General features: G+C 72.5%; 18 protein-coding genes. 12 read left to right on the top strand and 6 right to left on the bottom strand.

Translation table 11 applies throughout. From position 1 onward, the window contains the following. Positions 1-165: 165 nt before the first annotated feature. On the bottom strand, positions 166-2,865 hold the full coding sequence (locus ACZ5NW_RS30645; RefSeq protein ID WP_468747214.1) for a D-alanyl-D-alanine carboxypeptidase: 2,700 nt from the start codon (positions 2,863-2,865) through the stop codon (positions 166-168). Between the two features lie 403 nt (positions 2,866-3,268). Here ACZ5NW_RS30645 and ACZ5NW_RS30640 point away from each other — a divergent pair, with 403 nt between their 5' ends. From ACZ5NW_RS30640 to ACZ5NW_RS30630, 3 genes are all read left to right on the top strand, one after another. Further along, complete coding sequence (locus ACZ5NW_RS30640; protein WP_468747213.1) at positions 3,269-4,024, top strand: GOLPH3/VPS74 family protein; 756 nt, start codon at positions 3,269-3,271, stop codon at positions 4,022-4,024. A gap of 267 nt (positions 4,025-4,291) precedes the next feature. Then, entirely contained in the window at positions 4,292-5,149 is an 858-nt protein-coding gene (locus ACZ5NW_RS30635) for a helix-turn-helix domain-containing protein (RefSeq protein WP_468747212.1), read from the top strand. A gap of 183 nt (positions 5,150-5,332) precedes the next feature. After that, positions 5,333-5,521 (top strand): DUF397 domain-containing protein, encoded by a 189-nt coding sequence (locus tag ACZ5NW_RS30630; RefSeq protein ID WP_468747211.1) that lies wholly within the window; start codon positions 5,333-5,335, stop codon positions 5,519-5,521. 84 nt (positions 5,522-5,605) lie between these two features. Here the strand turns inward: ACZ5NW_RS30630 and ACZ5NW_RS30625 are convergent, their stop codons facing one another. From ACZ5NW_RS30625 to ACZ5NW_RS30615, 3 genes are all read right to left on the bottom strand, one after another. Next, the gene (locus tag ACZ5NW_RS30625) at positions 5,606-6,463 is read right to left on the bottom strand and encodes a MerR family transcriptional regulator (protein ID WP_468747210.1); all 858 of its coding nucleotides are present in this window, start codon (positions 6,461-6,463) and stop codon (positions 5,606-5,608) included. Positions 6,464-6,548: 85 nt separating this feature from the next. Further along, on the bottom strand, positions 6,549-7,040 hold the full coding sequence (locus ACZ5NW_RS30620; protein WP_468747209.1) for a glutathione peroxidase: 492 nt from the start codon (positions 7,038-7,040) through the stop codon (positions 6,549-6,551). A gap of 67 nt (positions 7,041-7,107) precedes the next feature. Continuing rightward, positions 7,108-8,082 carry a winged helix-turn-helix domain-containing protein gene (locus tag ACZ5NW_RS30615; protein WP_468747208.1) on the bottom strand — a complete coding sequence of 325 codons (975 nt, stop codon included), beginning with the start codon at positions 8,080-8,082 and terminating at the stop codon, positions 7,108-7,110. A gap of 82 nt (positions 8,083-8,164) precedes the next feature. Here ACZ5NW_RS30615 and ACZ5NW_RS30610 point away from each other — a divergent pair, with 82 nt between their 5' ends. Further along, positions 8,165-9,400, top strand: a complete 1,236-nt coding sequence (locus tag ACZ5NW_RS30610) for an MFS transporter (protein WP_468747207.1) — start codon at positions 8,165-8,167, stop codon at positions 9,398-9,400. Positions 9,401-9,464: 64 nt separating this feature from the next. Then, positions 9,465-10,166: a Crp/Fnr family transcriptional regulator gene (locus ACZ5NW_RS30605; RefSeq protein ID WP_468747206.1), complete on the top strand. Its 702-nt coding sequence runs from the start codon at positions 9,465-9,467 to the stop codon at positions 10,164-10,166. 5 nt (positions 10,167-10,171) lie between these two features. Here ACZ5NW_RS30605 and ACZ5NW_RS30600 read toward each other — a convergent pair whose 3' ends face one another. Then, the gene (locus ACZ5NW_RS30600; RefSeq protein ID WP_468747205.1) at positions 10,172-10,693 is read right to left on the bottom strand and encodes a Pycsar system effector family protein; all 522 of its coding nucleotides are present in this window, start codon (positions 10,691-10,693) and stop codon (positions 10,172-10,174) included. A 337-nt stretch (positions 10,694-11,030) separates the two neighbouring features. Here ACZ5NW_RS30600 and ACZ5NW_RS30595 point away from each other — a divergent pair, with 337 nt between their 5' ends. From ACZ5NW_RS30595 to ACZ5NW_RS30565, 7 genes are all read left to right on the top strand, one after another. Beyond that, positions 11,031-11,762 carry a hypothetical protein gene (locus ACZ5NW_RS30595; protein WP_468747204.1) on the top strand — a complete coding sequence of 244 codons (732 nt, stop codon included), beginning with the start codon at positions 11,031-11,033 and terminating at the stop codon, positions 11,760-11,762. A 234-nt stretch (positions 11,763-11,996) separates the two neighbouring features. Further along, positions 11,997-13,958 (top strand): hypothetical protein, encoded by a 1,962-nt coding sequence (locus tag ACZ5NW_RS30590; RefSeq protein ID WP_468747203.1) that lies wholly within the window; start codon positions 11,997-11,999, stop codon positions 13,956-13,958. Positions 13,959-13,964: 6 nt separating this feature from the next. Then, positions 13,965-15,524: a hypothetical protein gene (locus ACZ5NW_RS30585; RefSeq protein WP_468747202.1), complete on the top strand. Its 1,560-nt coding sequence runs from the start codon at positions 13,965-13,967 to the stop codon at positions 15,522-15,524. Further along, on the top strand, positions 15,511-16,881 hold the full coding sequence (locus ACZ5NW_RS30580; RefSeq protein WP_468747201.1) for a DUF4407 domain-containing protein: 1,371 nt from the start codon (positions 15,511-15,513) through the stop codon (positions 16,879-16,881). The genes ACZ5NW_RS30585 and ACZ5NW_RS30580 overlap by 14 nt, the downstream gene beginning before the upstream one ends. A gap of 43 nt (positions 16,882-16,924) precedes the next feature. Further along, positions 16,925-17,611: a rhomboid family intramembrane serine protease gene (locus ACZ5NW_RS30575; RefSeq protein ID WP_468747200.1), complete on the top strand. Its 687-nt coding sequence runs from the start codon at positions 16,925-16,927 to the stop codon at positions 17,609-17,611. Between the two features lie 94 nt (positions 17,612-17,705). Continuing rightward, on the top strand, positions 17,706-18,146 hold the full coding sequence (locus ACZ5NW_RS30570) for a VOC family protein (protein WP_468747199.1): 441 nt from the start codon (positions 17,706-17,708) through the stop codon (positions 18,144-18,146). Positions 18,147-18,170: 24 nt separating this feature from the next. After that, positions 18,171-18,818, top strand: coding sequence for a class I SAM-dependent methyltransferase (locus tag ACZ5NW_RS30565; RefSeq protein WP_468747198.1), 648 nt, complete (start codon positions 18,171-18,173; stop codon positions 18,816-18,818). Positions 18,819-18,824: 6 nt separating this feature from the next. Here the strand turns inward: ACZ5NW_RS30565 and ACZ5NW_RS30560 are convergent, their stop codons facing one another. Further along, a complete protein-coding gene (locus ACZ5NW_RS30560; protein ID WP_468747197.1) occupies positions 18,825-19,823 on the bottom strand; it encodes a polysaccharide deacetylase family protein in 999 nt (332 codons plus the stop codon). Between the last annotated feature and the right edge of the window lie 3 nt (positions 19,824-19,826).

Below are 19,826 nucleotides of genomic sequence, written 5' to 3'. Positions count from 1 at the left end.
ACTCCCCGTGTCCCGTCTTCTGCTGTCGGAAGCCGGGTGTCCGCTTCCGCTTCACGGCCGCCGGGTCAGCGACCTGTCCGTTTCGTGAAACTAGCACGCACCCCGCCGGGCGGCCCCCTGGTGGGGGCGCCTCGACGGGGTGAGTGGGGCGTGCGCCGGGGGCGCTCAGCCCAGCCGGGTCAGCTTGTCGGCGAAGCCCGGCTCGCTCAGGTCCTTCTGGAGCGCCACCGGGACCGTGACGGCGCCGCTGGTGCCGCCGTCGCCCACGGTCAGGGTGCCGACCTGGGTGCCCGCCTTCGCCGAGCGCGGCAGCTCGCCGTGGGCGAAGGACAGCTTCACCTTCAGGCCCGCCCAGCCGGCCGCCGAGACGTCCTTGGTGACCACGACGGGCGTACGGCCGCCCAGGCCGTCGTCCACGTACCCCACGACATCGCCCCGCTTCAGGATCTTCGCCGACTCCAGGGCGCCCTGCGCGGCCCGGATCAGCTTGTCGCCGGAGTCCAGGGCGGACGCGAGGATGCCGTGGCCCACGTCCGGCTGGCGCAGCACCGCGCCGATGATGGTCCGGTTCTCGCCGTTGACCTCCTTCTTCGCGGCGAAGACAAGGTTGCCGAGCGCGGAGGTGGTGGTGCCGGTCTTGATGCCGACCACGTTGTGGTGGCCGACCAGGTCGTTCCAGTTGCGCTGCTTGACACCCTTGTAGTCGTAGTACTCCATCATCGCCGCGACCTCGCGGAACGCGGGCTCGGTCATCGCGGCCTTCGCCAGCTTGACCTGGTCGACGGCGGTGCTGACCGTCGTGTTGTTCAGGCCCGAGGGGTCGGTGTACGTCGTGTTGGTCATGCCCAGGTCCTTGGCGGCGGCGTTCATCTTCGCCACGAACGCCTTCTCCGAACCGGCGTCCCAGCGGGCGAGGAGCCGGGCCACGTTGTTCGCGGAGGCCAGCAGCACGGCCTGAAGCGCCTCGCGCTCGGAGAACGAGTCACCGGCGTACACCGGGACGGTCGACTCCGGCCCCGCGTCCGACTGGTCCTCGGCCAGCTGATCGATCTTGATCATCGGGCCCTTGGCGCCGCTCTTGAGCGGGTGCTCGCGCAGGATCAGATACGCGGTCATCACCTTGGCGACGCTCGCGATCGGTACGGGCTTCTGGTCGCCGGAGGAACCGAACGTGCCGATGCCCTGAACGTCCAGCGCGGCCTGGCCCTGGCTCGGCCACGGGATGTCGACCTTGCCGCCGTCGAAGGTGAACGTCGACTGCGCGGTCAGGTCGAGCGTGGGCTCGGGGAGCGGACGCAGAGTCTGTACGACCGCGAAGACGATCGCCAGCAGGATGACGAGCGGCGTCCAGATCTTGACCCGCCGCACGACCGTGCGCAGCGGGGTGGGCGGCGGCGGGGGAGTGTTCGTCAGCTCGGCCAGCAGATCGAGCGGCGGCTTGGGCGGCAACGGCTGCTGAGTAGTCCGCTCGGGCCCGATCTGCGGCACGACGGCAGTGGCGTCACCGCCCCCGCTCTTGGGCCCGTCCAACGGCTTGAGAGCAACGAACTTGCTGGTGCGCTCGGGGTCGACGGGGGTGCGGGGCTTGGGGTCGACGGGGGTGCTGGGCTTGGGGTCGGCTGCCGTGCCGGGCTTGGGGTCCTTGCCGCCGTCGGCGGGGGTGCCGGACTTGGGGTCGGCTGCGGCGCCGGGCTTCGGTGCCGTGCTGTCGGCGGCCGGGGTGCCGGGCTTCGGGGAGGTGGCCTTGGCGTCGGTGGCCGGGCGGGTCCTCAGGGTGGTGGTCTTGGAGTCGACGGCGCCCGCCTTGCCGCCCTCGGGCGCGGCCTTGGCACCGGCGCCGGCCTTGCCGTGGGACTTCGCGTCCTCGGCGGGCTTCGTGTCCTCCTGGGGTGCGGCCTTGTCCTGGGGCTCGGCCTTGGCGTGGGTGTCGGCCTTGTCTCGGGTCGGGCCCTCGCCCTGGGTCGCGCCGGTGCTCTGGGCCTCGGCCTTGGCCTGGGGCTCGGCCTTGGCCTGGGTGTCGCCCTCGCCTCGGGTCGCGCCCTCGCCCTTGGGCTTGGCCTTGTCCCGGGTCGGGCCCTCGCCCTGGGTGGCGCCGGTGCTCTGGGCCTCGGCCTTGGCCTGGGTGTCGCCCTTGCCTCGGGTCGTGCCCTCGCCCTTGGGCTGGGTCTTGTCCTGGGGTTCGACCTTGTCCCGGGTCGCGCCCTCGCCCTCGGTGGCGCCCGTGCTCTGGGCCTCGGCCTTGTCCTGGGGCTCGGCCTTGGCCTGGGTGTCGCCCTTGCCTCGGGTCGCGCCCTCGCCCTTGGGCGCGTCCGTGCCCTTCGCCTTCGCTTCCGGCTCGCGCTCGGCGTCCTGGTCGGCCTTGGCCTCCGGCCCCGGCTTGGGGTTGTCCTTCGGCTCCGCGTCGGCCTTCTCCGCGTCGGCCTTCTCCGCGTCGGCCTTCTCCGCGTCGGCCTTCTCCGCGTCGGCCTTCTCCGCGGCAGCCCCCTCCGCCCGCTTCGGGTTCTTGAGGGCGTCGCCCAGCTTGAGCATGGTGGTCGGCTGGTCCACGGCCGGCTTGGGGCGTACGGCCTTGAACACGGCGGTGGCCTGATCGACGGGCGCGGGGACGTCCTCGGAAGCCGGGGTGTCTTCCTCGGCGTCGGTGCTCGCCTCGTCCTCGGAGGCGGCCTCCGCGGCAGCGGTTTCCTCGCGGCGGGCCCACGAAGGGGCTCCCTTGGCCCGGGAAGCCGTCTGCGTGGGCTTCTCGGCGCCGTTGGCGGGGCCCGGGGTACCGGAGTCGGCGTTCCCCCCGGACGTGCCCTCAGCCGCGTCCTCGGACTCCACCTCCGGGACGTCCTCCGCCGTGAGCTCCCGTACCGAGAACACGCGCGTGGCCGTATCCACACCCCCGCGCCCCCCGGAGGACCCCTCCCGCGTCACCGCGACCCGCGGATCGCGTGCCTCGGGAACCGGACCCGCGCTCCCCGACGTCGATTCTGTCGACGACTCGCGCTGCTTCGACCTGTCGGGGGACTCGCCCGCCACCGATGCCTCCTCGATTACCCAACCCGTACGACCCCGTATGGCCGACGCGTACGGTGTACCGCCCCGCCGGACCACGGCTCCACCGCCCTGTCCGAACCATGTACCAGTGTCCTGTGTGCGGCCTCGCCTGAGCCGATAGACGAGAACGACATACCTGCCGGTTCCCTTACAAACAGGTCACGCACCCTCGACAGACCAATGTGAGAGGGGTCACCCTGTCTTTCATCCACGCGGGGAGGCATGGATGGGCAGGAGCCGCAGAACACTTCCGGAGGAGCTTCTGCTGCTGGCATTGGACCCGGCCACGGGTACCACTGCACAGCCGCAGTCGCTCGACCTCGGTCTGGCCGGAGCACAGCTAGTGGAGCTGGCGTTGGCCGGACGGATAGCCCCAGACGGGGATCGTATCGCCGTGGTAGCCCCACGGCCGACTGGAGATCCAACCCTGGACTGCGCGTTGGAGTTGCTGCGAAGGCGTGGCGCTCCCGTGCGTGCGGTCCACTGGATCGGCGGGCCGCGTCTCGGGCTCCGCCAGACCTACCTCTCGCATCTGGAGCGGTGCGGCATGGTCGCCGCCGTGCCCGGCCAGATGTGCGGAGTGCTGCCGACGACGCGCTACCAGGCGACGGACACCGCGATCAGCCGTGAGATCAGGGCACGGCTGGACTCGGCGATCCGCACCGGCGTACCGCCGGACCCGAGGACCGCGGCGCTCGCCGCCCTGGCCCACGCGGTCGGCCTCGGCAAGCACCTGTATCCGGGCAATGAGGGACGCTCGTCCCGCTCCCGGCTGCGGGATCTGATCAGGCACGACCCGATGGGCGGCCTCGTGGCGCACGCCGTGATGGACGTCCAGAACGGGGCGGCAGCACAGCCGCGCCGTGGCGGGGCACCGGCCGGCCGGCAGGCCGGACCCGGGGTGCGGCAGGCAGCGGAACCCGCCCGTGGCGTTCCGGTGCAGCCGCACCACAGCACGATGGCGCGTGTCGTGGCCCACTGAGCCGAGGCCGAGACACGCGAGAGCACGACCACCGCAGGACCCGTTCCGGGAGCCGCCGCGTCCGCGCGGGGTGCGGGAGCCGTTCGTCACCGACGACGGCTCCGCGCCCCGCGCGCACGCATGTCCCGCCCCGAATCGCCCCGAACCGTCGCGCACCGGCCGCATATCCCTTGTTTTCCAGCGGTGGCGCGGGACTTGGTGGCAGTCTGCTCAACAGCGGATACGCAAAGTGCTACGTACAAGTACACAGCCGGAGGTGCACGTCCCGTGGCGTCCAACACCAACCCCACCGTGCGCCGACGCCGGCTGGGCATGGAACTGCGCAAACTCCGCGAGGAGAAGAAGATGACGGCCGAGCAGGTGGCGGCGCGCCTGCTGGTGTCCCAGTCGAAGATCAGCCGGTTGGAGAACGGCCGACGCAGCATCAGCCAACGGGACGTCCGGGACCTGTGCGAGGTGTACGAGGTCGAGGATCAGCGGCTCGTCGATTCGCTGATGCAGATGGCCAAGGAGTCGCGCCAGCAGGGCTGGTGGCATGTCTTCGGCGATGTCCCGTACAGCGTCTACATCGGCCTGGAGACGGACGCGGCGAGTCTTCGGATCTTCGCTCCGCAGGTCATTCCCGGACTGCTCCAGACGCGCGAGTACGCCGAGGCCGTCATCACGGGGGCGCTGCCGGAGACCGCGGCGGCCGAGATCGAGAAGCGGGTGCAGGTCCGGCTGCGGCGTCAGGACCGCATCACCGCGGAGAAGGACCCGTTGCGCCTGTGGACGGTCCTGGACGAGGCCGCGCTGCGCCGACTGGTCGGCAACAAGCAGTTGATGCGCGAGCAGCTGGAACACCTGGTGGAAGTGTCCCAGCTGCCCCATGTCACCGTGCAGGTACTGCCGTTCGAGGTGGGCGCGCATCCCGGCCTGAACGGCCAGTACGCGATCCTGGAGTTCCCCGACGCGGTGGATTCGAGCGTCGTCTACATCGAGGGCGTCACCAGCGATGTGTACATGGAGAAGCCGCCGGAGGTGCAGCAGTACACGGTGATGTACGAACACCTGCGCGCCCAGGCCCTGAACGTGGACCAGTCGCTCCGCCTCATCCAGGACGTCGCCAAGGAGTACGCGCGTTAGGGTCCCCGACGGAGGGGGCCGGACTCTACACGATCAACCGGCTTCAGTGGAAGACTCCCCTGGAATATGCCATCCGGTCGAGTGAATGATCGCGCCACCATTGGGTGCCTGCGAGTAGCGTCGTTTGCGCCATCCAGCAACATCCTTGGCGTGAATGCGCAAGGACTGGCTACCGGAGCGATCATGGCAATTCCGCAGGGGTCCACGAACGTGTGGACCAAGTCCTCCTACTCCATCGGCAACGGCGAGTGCGTCGAAGTCAAGTCACCCGTCCCGTCGGCACTGGCCGTCCGGGACTCCAAGGAGCCCGCCGGTCCGATCCTGGTGTTCCCCGCCGAGGCGTGGAACACCTTCGTGGCATCGGTCAAATAGCGGAGTCCCAGCACAACTTCATAGGCATCACCGACAGAGCCCTCTCGACAAGATCGCCGTCCTTGCCGAGGGGGTTCGGCTTTGTCACCGAACCTGCTTCACCGGGAACGCCACGTCGCACACCGGGTCCTCCGGGCCCGCCGTGTCCCAGTCGGCGAAGTAGATCTCGCGGCACGGGCCGTCGTAGTCCAGGCCCTCCCGCCGCATCCACTCCTCCACGGCCTCGTACGCGGCGACGATCTGCGGCTGCGCGACCTGCGCCTTCCTGATCCGGGTGTACGCGATCCGGCGGGCCGGCTCCACCCGCACCTGCGGCTGCCGTGCCCGCCCCTGCGCCGCCGCCCACGCCCGGGCCGCCGCCTCGTCGGCGACCGGCACGCAGGTCTCCAGCGGGCCGTCGCTCTCCATGGTCACCTCGGCGAAGTACACGACGAACGGCGCCGCGCTCACGCCCCCGCAGTGCTCCTGGGCGGCCTGCTCCAGCCGGTCCAGCGACTCCGGGATCCAGGAGGGCAGTTCATCCGCGAGCGCGTGCCGCGTCTCGCTGATCACCACCTGCTCGGGCACATCGACGGTCTCGATCTCGAACCTGCCGTACATCTCGGAGCTCCTCCCCGACAGTCGTCCACGGAGGTACTCGGCGAGCGCCCGCCGGGCCGAGACCCGTTCCTCCACGTCCGCCCAGTAGGCGGCGAGCAGGGCGGCGGCCTTGTCGCCGTCGGCCGTGACCACCTCGGCGATCCGGGTGAGCGGCATGTCCAGTTGGCGCAGCAGCGCCACCAGACGGGCCCGCTCGACCTGGTCGGCGCGGTAGTAGCGGTAGCCGGTGGCCGTGTCGACATGTGCCGGGGGCAGCAGGTCGAGCCGGTCGTACAGCCGCAGGGCCTTGGCGGACAGCCGGGCGCGGGCGGCGAACACACCGATGGTGAGCAGCTCGTCCATGGCCTCTTCCTCCGTCACCGGGCTCGGTCGGCCCGGTGACGGAAGACTCGGGCCTGCCCCAGGGGCAAGGTCAACCCGGCCCGGATCAGGCGAGCTGGGCCTCGATCGCGGCGACGATCTCGTCGGCCTCGGGCTCGGTCTGCGGGGAGAAACGGGCGACGACGGTGCCGTCGCGGCCGATGAGGAACTTCTCGAAGTTCCAGCGGATGTCGCCGGTGTGGCCCTCGGCGTCGGCGAAGTCGACGAGGCGGGTGTAGAGGGCGTGCCGCTCGTCGCCGTTGACGTCGACCTTCTCGGTCAGCGGGAAGGTGACGCCGTAGGTGGCGGAGCAGAACTCGGCGATCTCCTCGGCGGTGCCGGGCTCCTGGCCGAGGAACTGGTTGCAGGGGACGCCGAGCACCGTGAAGCCCTTGGCGGCGTACCGCTCCTGGAGCCGCTCCAGGCCCGTGTACTGCGGGGTGAGGCCGCACTTGGAGGCGACGTTGACGATCAGGACGGCACGGCCGGTGTACTGGGCGAGGTCCGCGGAGCCACCCTTGAGGGCGCCGATCTCGACAGCGAGGGGGGAAGTAGTCATACCGGGAGCCTAACGGTGGACGCGGGGCCCTCAGATCCGGCCGCCTCCGTGATCTCGGGCGGGGCCCTCAGGCCGGGCCGCTTCCCTGACCTGCCGCTTCCACCAGCACCTCCCCCGCCGACGTCCGCGCGTACAGCACCGAGCGGCCCGAGCGGTGGCCCTCCACCAGGCCCGCCTCCCTCAGGACCCGTACATGGCGGCCCACCGAGCCCAGCCCCTGCCCCGTCAGCGCCACCAGCTGGGTCGTGCTCAGCGGGTTCCCCAGCAGGACCAGCACTCTCGCCCGCGCCGCCCCCAGCAACGCGCCCAGGCCCGCCGGTACGTCCGCCCCCACCGTCAGCGCGCCCCTACACGGATAGACCACCGCGTACCGCTCCCGCTCCTCCCACGCCACCCACCCCGTCACCGGCGTCACCGGGACGAAGACCAGTTCCGCCCCCGATATCTCCCGGGGCGGATACTCATGCCGGTTCACCTGGAACCGGCTCTCCCCGAGCCATCGCGTCCCCGGCCGCAGCGAGTCCAGCACCGCCGCCCACCCGCCCCGGCTCACCTGGGCCGTCCGCGCGACCACATCCGCCTCCAGCACCCGGCGCCGCCGGTCCCAGTACGGCAGCACCGTCTCCCCCCACACCCACTCCAGCAGCACCGCGGCCCGCTCCGGCAGATCGTCCCGGCCCTCCAGCGCCGCCGGCAGCGCCCCGCCCACCGAGACCCGCAGCTGCGCCCGCGCCTGCGCCGCCCCCGTCGCCCGCACCCGCGCCACGCCCTGCGCGAAGCTCTCGCCGTCGCGGGGCGTCGGCGTCAGGAAGTCCGCGATCCAGTCCCTCCCCAGCCCGGCCCGCACCAGCCGCGCCGTCACGGGATCCGCCGCCAGTCGCGCCCGGTACGCGGGCAGATGCCGCCGCAGCCACGCCGACTCCCCGGGATGCGCGCCCGTCCCCGCGTGCAGCAGCTTCAGACTCGCGAACGTCTCCGCCGACGGCGACACCACGAACCGGCTGCGCGCGAGCGTGTCCGCGTTCAGCTGCCACCACCCCATGCCCCCGCCTCCGCCCGCCCCGCACCTTTCGCCGTCACACGAAACATTAACCACCGCTCCCGGCCCCCCCCAGGCTCCGTCCATGTCCACTCCTCCCTCCACTCCGCCCTCCACCCCTCCCACCCGCCCCCGCTACGGCGACCTCTTCCGCACCCCCGAATTCACCCCCCTCTTCCTCTCCTCCGCCGCCCACACCGCCGCCCAGACCCTCGCCGGGCTCGCCCTCGCCACACTGGTCTACCGGGCGACGGACTCCCCGTTCCTCTCCGCGGTGAGCATGTTCGGGCCCTCGCTCGCCCAGGTCCTCGGCGCCACCGTGCTGCTGTCCGGGGCCGACCGGCTCTCGCCCCGCGCCACCCTGACCGTCGTCTCCGCGTCCTTCGCCACCGGTACGGCCCTGCTCGCCGCCCCCGGTCTGCCGCTCGGAGCCGTCTTCGCGATCGTGCTCCTCCAGGGCCTCGTCGCCTCGCTCGGCGGCGGCGTCCGCTGGGGCCTGCTGCACGAGATCCTGCCCGACGACCGCTATCTGCCCGGGCGTTCGGTCTTCAACATGATGAGCGGCATCACCCAGATCACCGGGTACGCCACCGGCGGCGCCCTGCTCACCACGCTCCCCCCGCGCACCGCCCTCCTCCTCGCCGCCCTCCTCCACGCCCTCGCCGCCGCCGTGGCCCGTACGGGCCTGACCGCCCGGCCGCCGCGCGCCACGGGCCGCCCCTCCGCCGCCGCGACCTGGCGCACCAACGCCGTCCTGTGGTCCGCCCGCCCCCGCCGCCTCACCTATCTGGGCCTCTGGCTCCCCAACGGCCTGATCGTCGGCTGCGAATCCCTCTTCGTGGCCTACGACCCCGGCGCCGCGGGCCCGCTGTTCGCCTGCGCCGCGCTGGGCATGCTGGCCGGCGACCTGACCGTGGGCCGGTTCCTGCCCGCCCCCGCGCGCCGGCGCCTGGCGACCCCGCTGCTCCTGCTCCTCGCCGCCCCGTACGCCCTCTTCCTCCTCCACCCGCCCCTGGTGCTCGCCGCCTGCTGTGCCGCTCTCGCCTCCGTCGGCTTCGGCGCGAGCCTCGTCCAGCAGGAACGCCTGATGGAGCTCACCCCACCCGAACTCGGCGGCCACGCCCTCGGGTTGCACTCCTCGGGCATGCTGACCCTCCAGGGCGTCGCGGCCGCGCTCGCCGGTTCCCTCGCCCAACTCACCTCGCCCGCCACGGCGATGGCCGTGATGGCCCTCGCGTCCGTCACCGTCACGCTCGCCCTGACGGCGGCCGGCCGGCGTTCCCCCGCCGCGACGGGAGGAATTCCGCTCCCGCGGGCATGAACAACGGGCAGGATGCACACGGCAGGACGTACGGATCCGCCGACCGGCCGGGGGGAGCCCGCTCATGCCGTACAGCAATGTGCAGTGGCCCACGCGCAGTCTGCTGGGAGCGGTCCCGCCGGACGCCCGGCGCGAGCTGCTCGGCCTGGGCGTGCCCACCCGCTTCGAACCGGGCGAGGTGCTGCTGAGCGAGGGCGCCCGCGACCGGCACGTGCTGGTGCTGCTCTCCGGATTCGCCAAGGTCACGGCCCGGGTGGAGAACGGCGAGGAGTCGCTGCTCGCCGTGCGGGTCGGCGGCGACAGCGTGGGGGAGATGGCCGCCATGGACGGGGCACCCCGCTCGGCCACGGTCACCGCCTGCGGTCCGCTGACCGCGCGGCTGCTCCAGGCGGGCGCCCTGCACGCCCTGCTGGCCCGCCGCCCGGACGTGCACCTCATCCTCACCGGCATCATCGCCGACCGGCTGCGCTGGGCCAACCGCAGACGGCTGGACTTCCGGGGCTACCCGGTGAAGGTGCGCCTCGCCCGGCTCCTCGTCGAACTCGCCACGTCCTACGGCCGGCCCGGCGAGGGCGGCGGCATGGTCCTCGGCTGCCGGCTCACCCAGCCGGAGCTGGCCGCGCTCACCGGCTCCGCCGAGACGACCGTCCACAAGGGGCTGCGCGAGCTGCGCGAGGACGGCCTCCTGGAGACCGGCTACGGCTCCACGGTCCTCCGCGACCTGCCCCGGCTCCGCGAACTGGGGGACCTGACCCCCGACGGCTGAGCGCGTCAGCCCAGTACGGGGCGCAGCACCACGAGCAGGCCCGCGCTGATCCCCATCACCGCCGTGCACGCGACGGCGGCCGTCACGCACCGGCACTTGCGCACCGCCACCTGGGACAGGAAGCGGATCGTCTGGGACAGCTCCTTGCGCTCCTGGTCCGCCGAGAGGCCGCCGGGGCCGTGTGGGGGCAGGATGTCGGGGCCCGTCGCGAGGTGGACGAAGCTGTAGCGGTTGGCGCCGCCCGGGCGCAGCACCCGGGGGCGCAGCGTGGCGGCGAGGAAGCCCGCGCCGCCGAACATCGCGCACACGAACAGGGCGAGCAGGGCGGCCGCGAGCACCCCGGTCGCGCCGCCCGCCGCGGCGCGGCGCAGCGCGGGCGCGCTCCAGGAGCCGGCCGTGCCGACCAGGGCGGCCTGCGCGGCGGCCAGGATGCCGGCCTTGGTGTCGGCGTGCTGGTGGGTGGTCTGGAGCGAGGTGAACATGAACTGCGCGGGACGGTTGTCGGGGCGGGGACCGATGGGCGGCATACGGCTCCTTGTGCGGCCGGTGGCTGGCGTGGTTCCTCCAGTGAGCCGCCAAACCGGTGGGTAGACCCGGGATTTCTGCGGGATTCGCGGAGAGATCGCATGTCGCGGCGGTTTTTCCGGCGTCGACCGACCGAACCCGTCCGTAACTCGGGTCGCCGGATGTATGTTCCCGCACTCTCCCGCATCCCGTATTTCTCCGGGGTCCGCCGCCCACGGGGCCGGTAGGACTGGCCTACCGGCGTCCGCGACGGGGGGAGCGGACGCCGGGTGTGCACGGGAGCGCGCCCCGGCCGTCGGTCCGGGGTGCGGTCCACATCGGTGAGCGGGGAGTTCGAGCATGGGAACGTTCGGTCGCAGACTGGTCCTGGCGGTCGATGCGAAGGGATACGGCGGCGTCGACGTCGTGACACAGCGGGAGTTCCAGGCGGCCATCCAGCGACTGCTGGGCGAGTCGGCCGCCGTGGCGGGGCTGGATCGCGAGCGGTGGGAGACCCAGGTCGGCGGCGACTCGGTGTTCGCGGTCCTCCCCGAGGGCGCCTCCGAGCCGGACCTCGTCGACACCTTCATGCGCCATCTCGACGCCGGGCTGCGGGAGTTCAACCGCAACCGGGTGCGCGAGGCGTGGCTGCGGCTGCGCGCCGCCGTCCACTTCGGCACCGCCGCGCCCGCCGCCAACGGCTTCGAGGGCCGGGCGCCGGTGGAGATCGGCCGGATGCTGGACAGCAAGGTGCTGAAGGCGGCGCTCGCGGCGGCGCCGGACGCCTGTCTGGCGCTCGCGGTCTCCGCGACCGTCTTCAACGACATGGTCGGCGAGGCGTACACGACGCTGCGCGCGGGGGAGTTCCGCGAGGTGCGCATCGCGGAGAAGGAGTACACCGGGCGGGCGTGGATCCGGGTCCCCGGCTACGACGTGCGGGGCCTGGATCTCGACGGCGCGGAGGCGCACGGGGGTGGTGAATCGCCGGACGCGCGCCCCCTGAGTGCGCCAACTGCTCCTGGCGACACGGTAGTTCAGACATTCTCCGGAACCGTCAACGCCCAGGGAGCCGTCTTCGGGATCTCCAAGTGACCTGAGTGACGGCTGAGAATGAACCAGGAACCAGAGGAACAGAGCGCCCGGCCACCCGACGGGGACCCGGAGCCGCAGCACACCCCGGACACCACCCCCGAGACCGCGTCGGAAGCCCCTTCGGAGGCCCCTTCCGAGGCACCTTGCGAACCCTCTTCCGAACCCAAGACGCCACCGCAGACGCCCAAGCCCCAGCGGAAACCGTCCGGGGCCACCCCCGGAACCCCGGACCAGGTGCACTACAACAGCGTCAACCAGTACTTCTACGGCGAACTCAACGCCGCCGAGTCCACCTTCGGCATCGGCGCCGCCGCCGTCAGCGGCAACGCCCGCCGCCGCGCCGTGGGCGTCCTCGACGCCGAGGAGGCCGACGCCGTCCTCGCCCCGTACGTACGGCCCCTCTGCTTCGAGGAGGCCGCCCGCGCCCTCGCCGCCGACTCGGTCGTGGTCCTCGTCGGCCCCGACGGCTCGGGCAAGCGCTCCGGCGCCGTCGCGCTGGTCGCCGACGTCGCCGAACGCACCGAGTACGTGGTGCTCTCCCCGGGCCGCAGCCTGGAGGACCTCGCCGGCGGCAAGGTCGCCTTCGAGAAGGGCGTCGGCTATGTGCTGCTCGACCGGATGAGCAGCGTGGAGACCTCCCAGACCGCCGACTTCGACTGGCGGCGGGTGCGCGACACCGTCCGCGAGCACGGAGCCCACCTCGTCGTCACCACCGTCCACGGCGGCGACGGCGCCCGCGTGGAGTCCGTACGGCATGTGCCGTGGCGGCCGCCCGACCTCGCCAAGGTGCTGCGGATGCGGCTCGCGCGGGCCGAGTGCGCCGCCGACCTCGCCGAGCGGGCCGAGCGGCTGATGCCGGACGGCTGCCGGATCGCCGAGGTCGCCGCGGCCGCCGAGCGGATCGCCCGGGGCGCCGCACCCGAGGAGGTCTGGCCGGACTACGGCAGCACCGCCGCCGGGCCCCTGAAGGAGTGGTTCGAGGAGCCCCGGTGCCCGCAGGAGTGGGCCGAGGTCACCACGCTGGCCTTCGTCAACGGCGCCGACTACCGCGACTTCGAGACCGTGCAGGAGCGGCTGGAGGAGTGGGTGACGCCCGCCTTCCCCGCGCCGCGCACCCCCGAGGAGCGGGACGAGGCCGCCGCCCGCGCCGCCGACCGCCGGCTGTCGCTCAGCCGCAACGCGCTCGTCGCCGCCGACCGGCGCAAGGACGGCGCGCTCACCCGGACCGCGCTGGTCTTCCCCCACCCCCAGTACCGGCAGTGGGCGCTGGAGGAGCTGTGGACGCGCCGCTCCACGCCGTACTGGAACGGCGTGCGCGACTGGCTGACCGAACTCGTCGGCGCCCAGCCCGGCCTGGGCCTTCAGCTGTCCGTGGCCCAGGGACTGGCCCTGCTCACCCGGCCCGCCTTCGACGAGGTCGCGAAGAACTATCTGCATCCGTGGGCGGGCGGCGCCGCGGGCCCCGCCGGACAGTCCACGGCCACCCTGGTGCTCCAGTGCATGTGCCTGGACGAGAGCCTCGCCGCGACCGCGCTCGGGGTGGCCCGGGACTGGGCCCGCTCGTTCGACCCGATGCTGCGCGCCACCGGCGCCGCGGCCTTCAGCGGGGCGCTCGGCGTGCGCTTCCCCACCGACGCGGTCGCCGTGCTGCTGCGGCTGATCCTGCGGCGCGGCGGACTCCCCGTGGCCGCGGCGCTCGCGCTGGCCGGACTGCTCGCGGTGCTCGCCGAGTGCGGTCAGGACACGGCCGCGGTGTTCCGGCCGCTCACCGACCAGCTGCGCGCCCACCGGGAGACCCGCACCGGCCTGTCCAAGGAACAGCTCCTGGAGGCCGTACTGACCGTGCTGCGGGCCCGTGACGCGCGCACCGGCCGCCTGGTGTGCGCGGCCCTGCTGGAGCGCGACCCGCGGCAGGCGGACCGGATCGGGCAGCTGTGGGCGGGCGTGCTGGACAACCGGCCGCGCAGGCAGCGGGCCCTGGCCGGGCTGCACGCCACCCTGCGCGGGCTCGCCGCCGTGGCGGAGCGGCCCGAGGAGGCCGGCGAGCGCTTCGGCCGCTCCCTCGGCAAGGCCCTGCCCCCCGAGGAACGGCCGCTGCTGGCCGAACCCCTGCGGCAGGTCGCCGCGCGTGCCCAACCGGCGGCCACCGCCCTCATCGACACCTTCCTTACCGCCGTACTGAGCACGGAGGACTGAACAGGCATGGCTGAGACATACCCGCTCGTCGAGCAGCGGGAGTACGGGCTGCCGGACAAGCGCGGCGGGCTGCTGCGGCGGCGTGCGACACGGGGCGACGACGACTTGCCGAGGATCGCCGCCCACCAGGTGCGGATCTTCCGGGTCGGCGAGGAGTACGTCGAGGACCACGGGCAGCTCTCCCCCGACGACCCCGTCGTGGTCGGGGCCAGCTCGGTCAGCGTCGTCGACCGGCGGGTCGAGGTGCCGGTCGTCGTCGAGACGCGCATCCCGTCGGCCGAGGTCGGCGACTTCACCGTACGGGCGTGCTTCTACTGCACGGTCACCGACCCGCGCGTGGTCGTGCGCGACGGGATCACCGACGTGGAGGCGCTGCTGCTGGCCCATCTGCGCGAGGTGCCCGGGCTCACCGAGGACGGCGCCGACCTGCCGATCGACCAGGCCGCCACCGTGCGCGCCCGCATCGACGCCCGGCTGACCGCGTACCACGAGATGCGGCCCGCGCTGGTGTCCGGGGTGCGCGTCCGGCACGGTGTGATCGAGGTCTTCACCCCGGCGGAGATGTCCCAGCTCGTCGAGGAGATGGACAAGGCCCGCCGGGAGCGCGAACGCGACCGGCAGCGCGAGCGGTTGGACCAGCAGGCCGCCCTGGACCGGGCCCTGCTCGAAGCCGAGGTGGAACTCAAGCGCGAGGAGATCCGCAACCTCCGGACGCTGCGCGAGGGACGCAACCGGCACGCCGAGGAGATGGACAAGGAGCGCGGCCGCCAGGAGATCGACACCCTGCGCACCCGCTACGACCATGTGCAGGGCGCCGAGCGGCAGGAGCACGACCTCACCCTCACCGCCGAGCGCAACCGCTTCGTGCGCGCCGAGCTGCGGCAGGACTTCGAGGTCGTCGGCACCGACCCGCTCGCCGCCGACTTCCTCGCCTGGCGCAACGGCGACATCAGCGCCGACGAGCTGTCCCAGCGGCTGCACGCGGCCGAGGAGCGCGGGGACGCCCGCAAGGACGACCGCTACCGGCTCGACCGCGAGGACGAGCGCGAGCGGCGCGGCCTGGACCGGGAGGACCTGCGCTGGCGCGTCGAGCGCGAGGACCGGCACCGCGAACTGGAGCGCCGGCAGCAGCGCGAGGACACCGTGGACCGGCGCCGCGAGGAGTCCCGCCGCTGGGACCTGGAGCACGAGGACACGCTGCGCCGCCGCCAGGAGGACCGCGAGGACACGCTGCGGGCGCAGGGGTACGAGCGGGAGTGGGCCAGGGAGCAGCTGTCCGTCCGCGCCGACCTCGGCCGGCAGGCCATCGACCGGGGCCTGTTCGACAGCACCCGGCACGACGCGGGCGCCTTCATCAACAGCGTCGGCGACGTGCCCTACCAGCCGCGGACCGACGGCGCGGGGGACGGTGACGGCAAGCCGGCCGCGGCCGCCAAGGCGCCCGTGAAGGGCGAGCTCGACGAGGGCGGCGCGCAGACCCCGGGCGGCGGGGCGGCCGCACACGACGGCGGCGACGCCGAGGACGACGGTATCGACATCCAGGAGGCGCACCTTGGCCACCACTGACCTCCCACCGGGCCCGACCGGCACTACGGCCCCCACCGCCCCCGGCCACCCCTTCGACCAGGAGACCGCCCAGAGCCGTCCGGCGCCGCTCACCGGCGGTCCGGCTCCCCGGGTGCGCCGTCTGATCGGTGTCAGCGAGCCGCTGCTGGCCTGGGTGCCGGAGGAACGCGCCCGCTACACCTGGTACGGCGTGCTGGTCGTGAACACCGCCCTGCTGGGCTCGGTCTCGCTCTCCCTCGCGCTCGGCAGCTTCCGCTCCGACCTGCCGGCCGGGGCGGTCATATGCGCGGCCCTGATGTGGTTCTGGGTGGTGCTCGCCCTGGACAGCTGGCTGGTGTCCAGCACCCACGGCACCGGCGTCAGGAAATGGACACTCGCGGTCCGCTTCTTTCTCTCGGTGCTGCTCGGCCTGTTCATCGCCGAACCGATCCTCTTCCAGATCTTCGACAAGGAGATCCGGCAGGAGATCAGCGTGGGCAACGTCCAGAAGGTCGCCGAGTACCGCAGCCTCCTCGACTCCTGCAACCCCGCCGACGGCTCCTCCACCGACGCCCGCCCCGCCTGCGACGGCTACCGGCTCAAGGTGAAGGGCTCGCCCGGCGAACTGGACGAGCCGATCCGGCGCAACGCCGACGACGCCCGCGCCCTGCGGACCCAGGTCGACACGCTCAACAGGACGCTCGCCGGGAAGATGGCCACCGAACAGGAACTGTGCGGCCCGGACCACTGGATCTGGCGGGGCGGCGTCCGCGACGTCACCATCACCTGCGAACGCGCCCGCGAGGACTCCGCGAAGTACCGCGCCAGCAGCAAGATCGACACCTACGAGAAGCAGCTCCAGCAGCTGGAGACCGAGGGACAGCGGCTGTCCGCCGAGAAGACGGGCGCCGTCAAGGCGTACCAGCCCCTGCTCCAGCGGACCATCGACACCAACACCGCGCAGCGGGCCGCCGACCTCGACAGCGACGGCATCCTCACCAAGGCCCACGGCCTGAAGGAGGTCGCGAAGTCCGACGGCTTCGCCCTCTTCCTGACGATCGTCCTGCACCTGCTGCTGCTCTGCCTCGACGCGATGCCCGTCCTCGCCAAGGTCCTCGGCGGCAAGACGGCCTACGACACCCTGCTCGGCGCCCGCTTCACCGCGAGCCGCAAGCTGTACGTCGACGAGCTCCAGGTGCAGCAGGCGTGCGCCCGGATGGAACACGAGGTGCGGCGCCACCAGGTCGAACAGGACACGACCGACCGCATGCGCCGGGTGGAGCGCGCCTACCAGCGCGCCGAGGCGGAACGGGCGGCCGAGGAACGCGCGGAACTGGAGGAGCGGATGGCGAGGATCCTGCGGATCCGCCGGGCGTGAGGCCGACGTACAGTTCCCGGTGACGGAACTCAGGGGGGCGGGCATGGCCGAGGAGAATCGGGACGGGCTGCTGATCGCCGAGGCGCGCAGGGCGTTCTTCGTGGTCTTCGCGCTGGTGGCGCTCGTCTGGCTGGTGCAGATCGTGAACTTCGCCGACGACTACGGCCTGTCCAGGGACTACGGCATCGAGTCGGGCGACACCGGCACGCTCCCCGCCCTCCTCACCGCCCCCCTGCTGCACTGGAGCTGGGCCCACATCGAGAGCAACTCGGGCCCCCTGTTCGTCTTCGGTTTCCTCGCCGCGTACCGGGGCGTGGCCCGCTTCCTGGGCCTGACCCTGCTGGTCGCCGTGACCAGCGGGATCACGGTGTGGCTGTTCGAGCGGGGCGACGTGGAGACGGTCGGCGCGAGCGGCCTGATCTTCGGCTACTTCGGATACGTCGTCGTCCGCGGCCTCTTCGACCGGCATCTGATCGACTCGCTGATCGGCCTGGTGATGGGCGCGTCCTTCGCCTACCTGCTGACCGTCGCCGTCCCGGGCACGCCCGGAGTGAGCTGGCTGGGGCATCTGGGCGGCCTGACGGGCGGCCTGCTGGGCGCGTGGCTGCTGCGCGAGCGGGGATCGCGGCGTGACGGCGGCAAGGGGGTGGCGGCGCGGCCGACGGCCGCCCCGGACCACCACCCCCGAGGCGATCTCCACCAGGAACTAAAGGACTTGGGGCTGCTGTAGATCTGGCCTAGGCTGCCCGGGCGGCATCGCGTGTCGGTCACCGGCAGGGTGAGGCATGGAGGTGCCGTGGAGCTGCCCCTGGAGGCACCGCCCCATGTCCGTAGAGTTCAACCACACGATCGTCCTGACCCGCGACCGTGAGAAGTCGGCCCACTTCCTCGCCCGGATCCTCGGCCTGGAGGTCGGCGAACCGGCCGGATTCTTTCTCCCCGTGACCACCGACAACGGCGTCACCCTGGACTTCGCGACCGTCGACCTCGACACCGTCCCCGTCCAGCACTACGCCTTCCTGGTCTCCGAGGACGAGTTCGACCGGGCCCTGTCCCTGCTGGTCGCCGACGGCGTCCCCATCCAGGCGGACCCGCACGGCCGCCACCCCGGCCGGATCAACCGCAACGACGGCGGCCGAGGCGTGTACTTCACCGACCCGGCCGGCCACGGCCTGGAGATCATCACCCGCTCCTACGGCACGGACCCGGAATCGAACCTCAACGGCGTGACGGAGGCCGTACCGGGAGCGACCCGGACCCGATGACCCCGACCGGATGACCGAGACCTGATGACCCCGACCTGGACCCGCCGCAGCTACGACGCCGTCGCCGAACGCTACGCCACCGAGATCGGCGACGAACTGTCCGGCAAGCCCCTCGACCGCGCCCTGCTGGACGCGTTCGCGGAGCTCACCGACGGCGGCCCGGTCGTGGACATCGGCTGCGGTCCGGGCCACGCGACCGCTTATCTGGCCGGTCGCGGGGCCCGGGCCCTCGGCATCGATCTGTCCCCGGCGATGTGCGTGGTGGGCCGGCGCGGCACGGGCCTGCCCTTCGCCGCGGGCACCATGACGGCACTCCCGCTCGCCTCGCGGGCGGTCAGCGGCCTGCTGTGCTGGTACGCCGTGATCCATCTGAGCGAGCCCGAACGGGACGCGGCCTACCGGGAGTTCGCCCGGGTGCTGCGTCCCGGCGGCCATGCCCTGCTCGCCTTCCACACCAGTGACCCCGACACCGCGTCCGGCGGGTCCACCCACCTCACGCACTGGTGGGACCACGAGGTGGATCTGACGTTCCGCTTCCTGGACCCGGCCGTGGAGACCGAGTCGCTGGTCCAGGCGGGCCTGAGCCTCACCGCCCGCCTGGACCGCGAGCCCCACGAGGGGGCCGAACATCCCAGCCGGCGCACGTACCTTCTGCTACGGCGCCTGCCCTGACCGGCGTCAGCCGGTCGCGCAGGACACCGTCGGCCAGGTCCAGTTGCCGTTGTGCTGGATGGTGACGCCCCAGCTGTTGCCGCTGCCGTTGGGCTTGCCGACCAGGGTCTGGGCGCTGGGGAAACTGGCGCTGACGTTCCAGGTGGAGAGCACCTTCGCCGGGGAGGGAACGTTCATCGTCACGGTCCACGAACTGGAGCCGGAGACAGTGACGTTGAGGTTGTAACGGTCGCTCCACTGCTGCCCGGCGGAGAGGGTAGCGGTGCAGGTGCTACCGCCTCCACCGCCTCCACCTCCACCTCCGCCTCCGCCGCCCCCGCCGCTGCCGTCGGGTGCGACCGCACGGCCGGTCGTCGGGGAGATCATCCCCGCGCACAGGCCGCGCGCGGCCAGCCCCTGCGCGATGCGCGGGATCGCGGCGATCGTGTTGGCGGGCCAGTCGTGCATCAGGATGACCTGCCCGTTGGTGAGCCGCCCCGCGGCCGCCACGATCGCGTCGGTGCTCGCGCCGTTCCAGTCCTGCGAGTCCACGTCCCAGATGATCTCGGTCAGGCCGTACTTGGCCTCGACCGATCGCACCGTGGAGTTGGTCTCGCCGTAGGGCGGGCGGAAGAGCTTCGGTGTGCCGCCGCCCGCGGCCGCGATGGCCTGCTGCGTGCGCGAGATCTCCGAGTCGATCTGCGCCTGGCCGAGCTGGGTGAGATGCGGGTGGGTGTAGCTGTGGTTGCCGACCCACATACCCGCGTCGACCTGGGCCTTCACCTGGGCCGGGTTGGCCGCGGCGTACTGGCCCTCGTTGAACATGGTGGCCCGCAGCCCGTTCGACCTCAGGGCGTTGAGCAGGGACGGGGTGGTGCTGGACGGGCCGTCGTCGAAGGTGAGTCCCACGTAGCCGTTGCAGGTGGCGGCGGCTGCGGCCCGGGCCGGTCCCGCGGTGACGGTGAGGGCGCTCGCGGCGGCCATGACGACGGCGACTCCGGAGGAGAGAAGCGATGTGATGCGCATGGC

The organism is Streptomyces sp. NPDC032126 (assembly GCF_055580085.1).
Note: the sequence above shows the minus strand (reverse complement) of the source record. Positions and strands in the feature narration are given on the sequence as shown.